The 11,071-nt window shown below is 53.7% G+C and carries 7 protein-coding genes; all 7 read right to left on the bottom strand.

Translation table 11 applies throughout. The annotated features are described in order from the left end of the window. The coding region (locus BHV83_RS10045) for a glycoside hydrolase family 2 protein (protein WP_286757461.1) at window positions 1-1,691 on the bottom strand (1,691 nt) is incomplete at its 3' end. 30 nt (window positions 1,692-1,721) lie between these two features. Then, on the bottom strand, window positions 1,722-3,275 hold the full coding sequence (locus BHV83_RS10040; RefSeq protein ID WP_286757460.1) for a sodium/sugar symporter: 1,554 nt from the start codon (window positions 3,273-3,275) through the stop codon (window positions 1,722-1,724). A gap of 12 nt (window positions 3,276-3,287) precedes the next feature. Then, window positions 3,288-4,079, bottom strand: coding sequence for an SDR family NAD(P)-dependent oxidoreductase (locus BHV83_RS10035; protein ID WP_286757459.1), 792 nt, complete (start codon window positions 4,077-4,079; stop codon window positions 3,288-3,290). A gap of 5 nt (window positions 4,080-4,084) precedes the next feature. Then, on the bottom strand, window positions 4,085-5,254 hold the full coding sequence (locus BHV83_RS10030) for a mandelate racemase/muconate lactonizing enzyme family protein (RefSeq protein ID WP_122204072.1): 1,170 nt from the start codon (window positions 5,252-5,254) through the stop codon (window positions 4,085-4,087). 29 nt (window positions 5,255-5,283) lie between these two features. Continuing rightward, window positions 5,284-5,976, bottom strand: coding sequence for an RraA family protein (locus BHV83_RS10025; RefSeq protein ID WP_022322791.1), 693 nt, complete (start codon window positions 5,974-5,976; stop codon window positions 5,284-5,286). Window positions 5,977-6,112: 136 nt separating this feature from the next. Continuing rightward, a complete protein-coding gene (locus BHV83_RS10020; RefSeq protein WP_005645066.1) occupies window positions 6,113-6,988 on the bottom strand; it encodes a helix-turn-helix domain-containing protein in 876 nt (291 codons plus the stop codon). A 133-nt stretch (window positions 6,989-7,121) separates the two neighbouring features. Further along, window positions 7,122-10,535 (bottom strand): glycoside hydrolase family 2 protein, encoded by a 3,414-nt coding sequence (locus tag BHV83_RS10015; RefSeq protein ID WP_353743777.1) that lies wholly within the window; start codon window positions 10,533-10,535, stop codon window positions 7,122-7,124. Between the last annotated feature and the right edge of the window lie 536 nt (window positions 10,536-11,071).

The raw sequence follows: 11,071 nt of genomic DNA, 5'->3' as shown, positions 1-11,071 counted from the left end.
GCAAACTCTTTCCAGAAGGCAGTCCCTACTTTCGGTTCGGGCAGCATAAACGTTTCATCCACATATCCCCAGATCGCACCACCCAAGCCGCCGGGAGCATCAAAGAGGCCGCTCCACATCCTTTCGATCGAATGCCCCCAGAACTCGCGGATATTCGGATCTTCCTGCAAGGTAGCGTAGGTGTAGCACGCCGGGTGCGCCCACTCGTCGAACAGGGCAGGTATCCCTTCCCCCTGGAAACCATGGGTAGAGCGGTTCCATTGGTTCAGGTTTCCGTTTACATCCTGGTAGTGCATGCTCAGGATATCATAGACCGGCTTCTTCTCACCGACCGATCCGGGATAGCTGAATATAACCGGGCGAGTCTTGTCGGTTGCCTTCACCCAATCCCAGCATTGCTGGAAGTTCGTGCCGTACACGCTTTCATTACCGATCGACCAGAACAGAATGGAGGGATGGGAACGGAACGACTTCACCATCTCGCGGCATTGCGAGAGATAGCGGGGCGTAAACTCGGCACTGTCCTGGGTCTTGCCCGGCGCATAGTTCTTCTGCCGGTAGGTATCGACAAAGCAGACAGCCGTCTCGCTCTCCACATAGATGCCGTAGCGGTCGCAATACTCCAGGAAACGTTCCGTGGGAGGATAATGCGAGGTACGGACAAAGTTCATATTGGAACGTTTGAAGAGGATCACATCGAGACTGTCCAGTTCGGCAGTCGTCGTGCGGCCGAGTGTCGGGTGGATGTCATGGCGGCAGGCCCCGCGCAACTTCACCGGCATGCCGTTCACCAACATGCGGTCTTTCTCTATCTTCACGTCACGGAAACCGATACGGCGGTCGAAACGGCCGATCTCCTTTCCGTCCTTGCTGAGGGTGACCGTCAGCGTATAGAGGTTCGGATGTTCGGCATCCCACTTCAAGGGGTTCTTCACGGGCAGTTCATTCATGTTCCCGCCCTCTTCCAGGGGGAACCGGGATTGCGCCAACGGATAGGGGTTGCCGGACGGGTCGGCCAGCGTATAGGCGACTTCCGCACCTCCGGCAACCGGGCTGCTGTAGCCGATCTTCAGGACGGCATCCTCGTAAGCAGCATCCAGATGTGTCTCGGCGTAGAAGTCATACAAGCAGGTTTCGGGTAATGCGAACAAGGTTACATCGCGCAGGATTCCCCCGATCGGATGATGGGCATAGCCGGAGGCATAGGAAATATCGTCCAGGCGATCCGTCACTTCGAGGCGAATCTCGTTTTTCTTTCCGGGACGGACGAAGGGGGTGATATCCGTCTCCCAACGGGTAAAGCCGCCATGATGTTCGCGGACGAACGTACCGTTCACAAACAGGCGGACATAGCTGTAGACGCCGTCGAAACGCAGGATCGTATGCTTGCCGGCGTAATCGGCCGGGACGGTGAACGACTTCCGGTAGGTGAACGGCTTGTCGTGCTCGATGGCATAGCCCTGCATGGCAGGCTCGCCGGGAACCTGTATCTTGTCCCACTTGCTATCCGGGGAATACCGGAACTGCCAGGTTCCACTCAGCAGGACGGCAGGCGTTTCGACACCGGCCAATTCCTGCAAGACAGGATAGGAGGCTTCATCGGGAAGCCTCTCTACCTGTGCGAATGCTTTCGTGCCAGACAGCAGGAAGCTGCAACCGAAAGCGAATAGGATTGTCTTTATCTGTTTCATTTATGTGCCTATTATTACATGTGTATAAATTTACCACCAAAAGTAGTAAAAGCCTATTAATATCGCCAGTATGACTACCGACATTACATTGAACATCCGGCCGGTATGGAACAAAGCCGGGTCATGCCGCGTATAAGCATTGGCCGGCTGGCCCTTTTTCCCCAGCAGGACGATGAGCGCGCAGCACATCAGGAACACAAGCCCCATGCGGTCCATCCAGGGCAATCCGGGGAAGAGGAACTTCAGGCCGAAGGAGAAGACGAACGAGCCCAATGCCGCCGCCAACGCCCCGTTTGCCGTCGCCCGTTTATAGAAGAAGCCTGCCAGGAAGATCGACAGGGCGCCGGGACTGACAAAGCCGGTAAACTCCTGGATATACTGGAACGCCTGGTCCAACCCCGACAGCATCGGGGCGATCAGCACGGCTATCAGCAACGAGCCGAAGCTCGCCCAACGTCCGGTATGGACCAGTTCTTTCTGTCCGGCCTCTTTCCGGAAATAGGAACGGTAGATATCCATCGTAAAGATCGTGGAAATACTGTTCATCATCGAAGCGAGCGAACTGACGATCGCGGCTGTCAAGGCAGCAAACGCCACCCCATTCACCCCTACCGGAAGGAGGTTGCCGAGCAACCACGGATAGGCTTCGTCCGATTTCTCTAACGGAGCCTCCAGCGCAAAGGTGGCAATGCCGGGAATCACGACCAAAAGCGGGATGAACAGCTTGATGAAACCGGCGAAAAGCATCCCGTTCTGCGCCTCCCGGACCGATTTGGCGGCCAACGCGCGTTGGATGATATACTGGTTGCATCCCCAGTAATAAAGGTTTGCCACCCAGAGGCCGCCGAGGATCACGGAGATGCCCGGCAGGTCCTTATAACCGGGATGCGACTTGTCGAGGATCAGGTGGAACTTATCGCTCGCCTCGCCATAGAGGTTGACCATCCCCTGGTACACGCCGTCGCCTTCTCCGAGGAGGTCGAGGGCGATATAGGTCGTGACCAGCCCGCCGCCAACCAGGAACACGACCTGGACCACATCCGTCAGCGCCACCGCCTTCAATCCTCCGTATATCGAATAGATACCGGCAAAGGCCGCCAGCCCGATTATGCCGTAGAGCATCGGGATCCCCATCACCTTCTCGATCGTCAAGGCTCCCAAGTACAAGATGGAAGTAAGATTGATAAAGATGAAGACCGCCAGCCAGAAGACCGCCATCACCGTCTTGACGCGCTTGTCGAAACGCTCTTCGAGGAACTGGGGCATGGTGAAGATCTTCTTCTCCAAGAAGATCGGGATGAAGAACTTCGCCACGAGGATCAGCCCGAGGGCGGCGATCCATTCGTAGGTCGCCATCGCCAGCCCGATGGCATAGCCGGAGCCGGACATGCCGACAAACTGTTCGGCGGAGATATTGGAAGCGATGATGGAAGCGCCTATCGCCCACCAGGCAAGCCCGCGCCCGGCGAGGAAATAATCGCCGGCATCCCGCTCGTCCCCCTTCTTGCCGCGTGAGACAAAAAGGCCGACACTGAGGATCAGGAGGCAGTAGGCTATAAAGATTATTAAGTCGATCGTGTTCATGGTATCTGTTTTTTATTCATCCTGCATCAACGCCGAGCGCCCACCGTCCATCAGGATCGTCGTCCCGCTGATAAACCGGGCATACGGGGAGGCGAGATAGACGCATAACGCCCCTACCTCCTCGACCGTCCCGATCCGTTTGACGGGATGCAGGCCGACCGTCCGCCGGCGTTCCGCTTCGGGATCGGGAAAAGAGTCGAACCAAGTGTCGTTGCCCGCCGTATCGATAAATCCGGGAGCCACCCCCACCGTACGGACAGCCGGCCCCCACTCGATCGCCAGGCTGCGCACCAGGCCGGTGATAGCCGTTTTCGTCACGTTATAAGGGAAGCATCCGGGGATGGAGCTGAAAGCATGGTTGGAGGTCATCAGGAGCAGGACGCCTTCGCCGCTCTTTTCGAGATAGGGCTTGCAGAGCCGGGCCAGACGCCAGTGGGAAGCTAAGTTCAGATCGAGGTTGTAATGCCAACGCTCCTCCGTGCAACCTTCGGCTCCCTCGAACACGTTCATGCCGGCATTGGAGACGACCATGTCTATACGTCCGAAGGTACGGGCCACCTCTTCGACGAAGCCTTTCAGCTCCTCCGCATCCGTCACATCCGCGGGGCGGTAAAACGAGCGTACGCCCTCCTGCTCTACCGCCTCGCGGAAAGCCTGCACGCTCGCGTCGTCCGGAGACTTGCGCGAACAGCCTGCCACATGGGCGCCCGCCCGTGCGAACTCCTTGGCGACACCTAAGCCGATCCCGGAGGAGACTCCGGTGACCAGGACTACCTTATCTTTATAATCGAGTACAAAGCTCATAGGGATCAGATATAAAAGTTATCGGGAGCATCCGTCGTGATGCCGGGGTGTTTCTCCATCTCCTCTTCAACGAGGTCCACGCCCAGGCCGGGGCGGTCGGACAGGTACAGGTGGCCGTCATAGACCATCTCGGCTATCGGATGGTCGATCACCGTGTCGCGCCAGGGAACATCGTTGAACATAAACTCCTGGCGGAAGAAGTTCGGGATAGCGGCGCATACATGCGAAGAGGCGAGTGTCGAGAGAGGGCCGTTCGGGTTATGCGGGGCGATCAGGACGTTGTAGGCTTCCGCCATCGTTGCCATGCGCTTCATTTCAGAGGGACCGCCGCAACGGGTGATGTCGGGCATGATCACGTCGCACACATGCTTTTCCAACAGCGAACGGATGCCGAAACGGGTGTAATGGCGCTCGCCTACACAGATGGCGACATCCGACGGGATGCGTTCGCGCATGGCACGGAGCGTCTGCGAACTTTCCGGGCCGGCGGGTTCCTCATACCAGGTGATATCGAGCTTTGCCAGCCGTTCCGCCATCTTGACGGCAACCCGGTAGTTCAGCATGGCGTGTGTCTCGATCATGATGTCGCATTCCGGACCGACAGCCTCGCGCACGGCTTTGGATACGTTGAACGCCAGGTCCTGCTGTTCCGCCGTCAGGGTCAGGTTGGAGGCAAGGTCTTCGCCATAGAAATAGTTCGTGTGGGCGAAGGGGTCGAACTTCAGCCCCGTAAAACCGGCGTCCATGACACGGCGTGCCTGGGCGGCATAGTCCGCCTCGTTGTGTCCGCCGCCCGTAAACCAGTAGTTGGCATAGAGCTGGATATCTTTCCGGTAAGCCCCGCCCAACAGTTCGTAGCAGGGAACGCCCAACACCTTTGCTTTCAGGTCGAGCAGCGCCATGTCGATACCGCTGATCGCACACAGGCTGGCTCCGTACGGGCCGATCCAGTTCAGGTCGCGGTAGAGCTTCGTCCAGATAAAATCGGTCTTCATCGGGTCGAGGCCGATGATGCGTTGCCCGGCATGCTTGGCGGCTTCGAAAACGATCGGGCTACCGGGCCAGTTGGTGGCCTCGCCTACGCCGGTATAGCCTTCGTCGGTATAGATCTTCAGTAATGTCCAGTTATATTTGATGCCCTGGACCAACCATACTTTTACGTCTGTAATCTTCATTGTATTGTCTCCTTCCTTATTATATCATCTTACATTATTCCGTATGTATCGAAAGCGTCGCGGGCTTTCATCCCTTCCTGTATCTTCTTCAAAACCATCCGTTCACCACGGGCTTTCTCCAAGGCGCGGGTGAATACTTCTTCCTCGATCTCACGAGGCACGACACATACGCCGTCGATGTCGCCGACCAGGATATCTCCGTCATTGATCCGTACGCCCTCCATTTCGATCGGCACACGGTAGTCGATCACCTTTCCACGCGGCGCCTGGTCCTGGGCATAGGGACCGTAGGAGAAGCAAGGGAAATCCAATGCCAAAATTCCCTTCGTATCGCGGGAGTAGCCGTTGACAACCGCTCCGGCTGCCTTGCACTGGATCGCACGGGCACTCATCAGCTCGCCCCACAAGGCATAAGCAGGGGAAGAGCCGGAACAAACATATACCTCGTCTTCTTTCAAGTCGTCCAACGCTTCGAGCATCAGGCCGAAGGAGCGTTTCAGCACCGGGTTCACCCCTTTCTCCTTTCCGGCATCCAGCACATCGGCTTCCAATACCGTCATGGCACGTCCGGCCACCAGCATATCGTCACGAAGCGGACGGATGCGGGGAGGCAAAAACTGGCGGGTATAGCCCATCTTATCCATAATATCACCGACCACTGCGGTGTAAAGTTCTTCCTTTATCAAAGCAAACAGGGCCTTATCGTCTTTCCATTCTTTCATTGTGAATTCCTTTTTACAGTTCGTCTTTCTACCTGCAAAGATAGAGCCCGGAGGGAAGAAGATACGGCAGTAAAGCTCCCGGTTGCTTATGCTACGAGGAACAGAACAAGGGAAAAAGTAGAGAAAACGGCACTCTCTATTTCGTCACTTCACGCGGAGAGATGCCCATTTGTTGTTTGAAAATACGGGAGAAGTATTGGGGGGACTGGAAACCGCAGGCAAAGCATACCTCCTTGACGGACATCTCCGTGTTCCGCAGCAGCTCGATCGCTTTGTTGATCCGGATCTGGTTCAGGTAGTCCAGCGGGGAGAGGTTCAGGTACTGAGAGAACAGTTTGCGCAAGTACCGTTCTCCGACTCCGGTTTGCGACGCGACATCGCTGATCGTGATATCGGACTGGTAGTTCAAACGGATATAGGAGATCGCCTTTTTCAACGAATCGTTTGTACAAATCGGAAGATAGGCCTCATCGAGATAACGGTAAATCAGGATCAGCAGTTCGGCATAGTACATGACAACCAGATATTGGTAGTATTTGCTCTTCTGGTTCATCTCGTTGACAATACGCTGCACGGCGCGCATGATCCGGACGTTATTCACAATCTTGATCAACCGGTTTTCTTCGGAAAAGATCGTGACAGGCGCCAGATCCTTCGTCTGCCCGTGCCCGTCCGGATTGAAGCGGGAGAAGACTTCCGGCAGGAACTCCAACTGCATCAGGGTCGTATCTTCGGAACCGGCCTCGAAGGTATGCTCCACATTGGAACAGATCACCATCATCTCGTTCTCGCTGAAGCTGATACTCTCGTTCTCCAGATGCAGGATGCAATTGCCCTTCTTCACATAGTTGATCTCGATACGCAGATGCTTATGCGGCCCGAATGTCTCGAACGGGCGGAACGACACAAAGCGAAACACATCCGCCAGCCGCTTGTGCTTCAGATTCTCGGTGATGCCTTCCAACATTCCCCATAACGATTGTTCAGACGGTTGTTCCATACGGCTCTGCATTTGATTGGTGCTTACAAAGTTACAAAAATGCCGGTAATACCCAATAGCCCGTAAGGTATTTTAGTCTCCTTACGGGCTGTCGGGCAATACCCTATAGCCTGTAAAGATACAGGTTATAGGGTAAGTTAAGAGGTTATTCCACTCTCACCACAATCTCTCCACCGATCCGGTCTCCTTTCTTCAACGGCTTGCGGTAGGGAGCATAATAGCTACTGAGGAACATCTCGTTTCCTGCCGTCACAAAGTCGGCAACCAGGAAGCGGATCTTGTCTTTTTCCAACCAGGAGCGCCAGTGCTGTTTGCCATTGGAAGGGACGGTAATCTTACTGCCGTTTCCGTCTTTCAGACCGGCATACCAGATGTTCCGGCGGGTGGAACGGAAATCATTACTTCCCAGTTCGTTATAATCCATACTCCAAGACCAGGCAGGTTCCGTACGTGGATCGACTTTCGCAGGGAGCCCTTCATAAAAAAGGCTGGCTTCACCTACCGGACGGCTGATATGGTCGGCCGGATAAACGCTCCACATGCCATCCCGGCGCCAGAAGGTCTTATCATAAGAAACAGGAGCTTCAAAAACCAGTCCCCACTGCCTCGGATTCACCTCTTCAAGGGCATCGAACGAATAGGTTACCGACAGTTCGCCTCCTGCATTTATTTTCAGGTCATAAGAGCCGGAAAACTCTTTATAAGCGCCTGCCACTTTTACCAAGACGTCATCACCCTGTCGGACCGCCTCTACTTTTTCTACCTTCCAGTCCGAGCAAAGGTCATTGAACACAGGCGTATTGGCATTATGATTCGGGTAGCATCCGCCACCTGTCAACGGTAAGGCCATCAGCCACGGTCCACCGTTCAATATTTCTTTTTTCCCTTTCTTCACCGAGAGTATCTGGCCGGATACACGACTGATCTCACAACTAAAATCTTTTCCGGTAATGACATAGCGGTCTTTCTTTTCTTTCAAGCGGGTAGAAGCAGTTGGCAACGCCTGCAATTCGTTTTGTACCTGTCTGCCGACAGGGATCAAATACTCATCGGCAGTAAAGCCGCGGGGATCGGCAAAAGACAGATAGAGCTCATTCGCCTTTTCGGGATGGGCAAGCCGGATGCGAAGTTGTCCTTTTTCACCGGGTTCCAGGTCTGCGAAGGCCGTTCCCTTCTCCTCTCCGTACGTCCACGTGATACGCAGTTCATCCAGGTTTGTATAGGTGTACCGGTTTTCAAGATCGATGACCAGTTCGTTGGCTGGAGATAACGCCTCGGTCGTCACACGAACCGGACTGTATATCTTTTTCATATCCCAGTACTCCGGTTTCGGGCGACGCCAGCCGTCGATCGGTCCCCAGGGGCCATAGCCGACTGCATCCCCGTTAGGCATCTGGAAAATATCGTCGATACCGGACCAGATAGAACCGCCTAAAACGCCCGGTGTCTTATACATATTGTCCCACGTAGGAGCCAGCGCCAATGCCCAATCGCTACGGATGCCGGGGTCAGTCACCAGTTCGCTCCGGTTATAGACATTCAGGTGGCAGTATTCGCCATACGTCATCGGCCGGTCGCTTTTGGCGGCGACCTTATATCCGTTGGGACCCGGATAATGGATATTCGCGATCGGGGCCGTGCTGCCCTGGTTGTTGAACCCACCATAGGCCTGGTCGTGGAACGTGAACGGACGGGTAGGATCGGCTTTTTCCATATAGACCTCTACCTGTGCAAATTCCTTATTCCAGTACGATTCGTTCGCCATCGACCAGAAGATGATGGAAGGATGGTTCCGGTAGAACTGGATCATCTCCATATTCGCCTGCAATACATACGGATAGTATTTAGGATCGCAGTAGTTCAGCACCTTCCAGTTCTCATTCGCATGATGGCCGATCCAACAGACCGGTGCTTCCACTTCCACGAACATGCCCAGTTCGTCACAGACTTCGAGCAGCTCTTCACAAGGAGGGTAATGGGAAGTACGGATAAAATTGCAGTTCGCATCCCGGTACAGCTCGACATCCTTCCGTTCCAGGGCAGGATTCATCACACGTCCGGTCAACGGATGCATTTCATGCCGGCAAACTCCTCTCAACTTGACAGCCTTGCCATTTACCAGCAAACGATTTCCTTGTATCCGGATCTCGCGGAAGCCAAAACGTTTCTCTATCTGCTCGACAACCTTGTCCGAGGTTCCGACTTCGATTTTCATCGTATATAAAGATGGATGCTCGTTATCCCACTTATCCGGAGAAACGACTTTGCCAGTCAACCAACCGCTCCAGGAAGACCCGGCGGCAATCTCCGGAATATGCCGGCTCAGGACAACAGGCAGTCCGGAAAGGGAAAGGCGAACCGATACATCTTTTTGTATCTCATCCGAGCTATTCGTTACCGACAGATAGACTTTCAAGTCTGCATCTTTATAGTCATCGTCCAGCTCCGTCACGATACGAAGGTCCGACAAATGGATATCCGGAACGGCAAAGAGCGTCACTTTACGGGTTATACCTCCCAACTGATGTGCCGCATATTGAGTCAGGCTCCCTAACATGTCTGCCAACGACTCGCTGCGAACCCGCAGGGCCAACAGGTTCTCACCCGCCTTCAGCCCTTTCGTGACATCCAGTTCAAAAGCGGTCATTCCTCCCATATGGGAACCTATTTCCTTTCCATTCAGATACACGACCGACTCGCTGGAGACACCGTCGAAACGCAGTTTCACCTGCTTTCCCTGCCAATCCGCAGGCAATGTGAATGTAGTCTGATAGCCTCCGAAACCGGCGGAATCGACTTTAAAGCCTTGCATGGACCACTGTCCCGGAACTACGATCGGCTTCCAGTCCCGCCCGTTCTGTTTCTGTTCATAAAAACGGGCAGCAGGCTTTTCATTGAACAACCACGTCCCGTTTAAGGACAGGACCGGATTATAGACACCGGCTACCTGATGGGGCTTGATGGTATATACAGGTAAAACTTTTTCCGCACAAACAGTCGTATCCACCGTATAAGCCTGGGTATGCACCAGTTCCTTTTTACGTTCTTCCCCGAAAGGTTTCAGCTGGGCCGGATTGGACGAATACAGGTTCAGCTCCGAAACAATCGCATTATCTCCCTTCAAGGCTTCAAACACCAAGACCAATTGTCCGTAGGCGTAGGCTTTCTTCGGCAGGTCGATCATGTAGCGTTGCTCCTTCCCTTTTTCAAGTACGACGGGCCCCTGCACTTCGTTGCCGTCAGCCACGATACGCTGTTCCCTCCGGTTGTCAGCCAGATAGACCACCTCCATCCGGTAATCGGCCTGTATATCCATCTGATCGAAAGCATAGATGACCGTCCCGCCGAAATTACAGGTTTTCGCCTCTTTGCTTCCCGTGAAAGAATCCGGCAATGTATAGTCATCCCCTTTGATCAGGAAAGCTTGTGTATTCGTTACTCCGCAGTCGTTCGTAGCCACCCGCCGCATCTCCTTGTTCTGGGCCTGCAAGCCAAGGCACAAAAAGAGCATAAGCCCGGTATTGAACAGCTTGTTTTTACATAGATTGACCATACGCATATTGGTTTTCGTTTTATATTTACATTATCTGATATGCAAAAGTACGGACAATCCCAACATCTTTCTCCTCTCTATTCTAATTGAGTACACACCTGCCAGGAACAAAAAACAGGAAAACTAACACAAAACGGAACTGCTCCCAGACGCGGCAGCCGATCAGTAGACCTTAAGCTTTTGCATGCCTCCTTTTTCAAACTCGATTGCCCCCGGATACGAGTTTTTCCGGCTTCTTTTATTACCCAGATAATCCCTATTCAAGACTTTCGGAGTTTCCGCTCCTCCAACAAAAGACTGATGGAAAATAGCTAGGTGCGACCAAAACTTGTTTATCTAAATCCTAAACATGCATAAAGACAACAGGGCAAGCATTACCTTGCTATGCAATAAACTTATTAGCTTTAACACATGACCTGCCCCGAAAGTGACGAAGAACTATGTTTCCCATTTCCTCTGTCACTGTATCACTGATTTCTTTTTACCAGTTGATATTCAACTTATTTGATTAGTGATATATGCCCGTTTTCTCTATCACTACG

The organism is Parabacteroides sp. merdae-related_45_40 (genome assembly GCF_001915675.1).
Note: the sequence above shows the minus strand (reverse complement) of the source record. Positions and strands in the feature narration are given on the sequence as shown.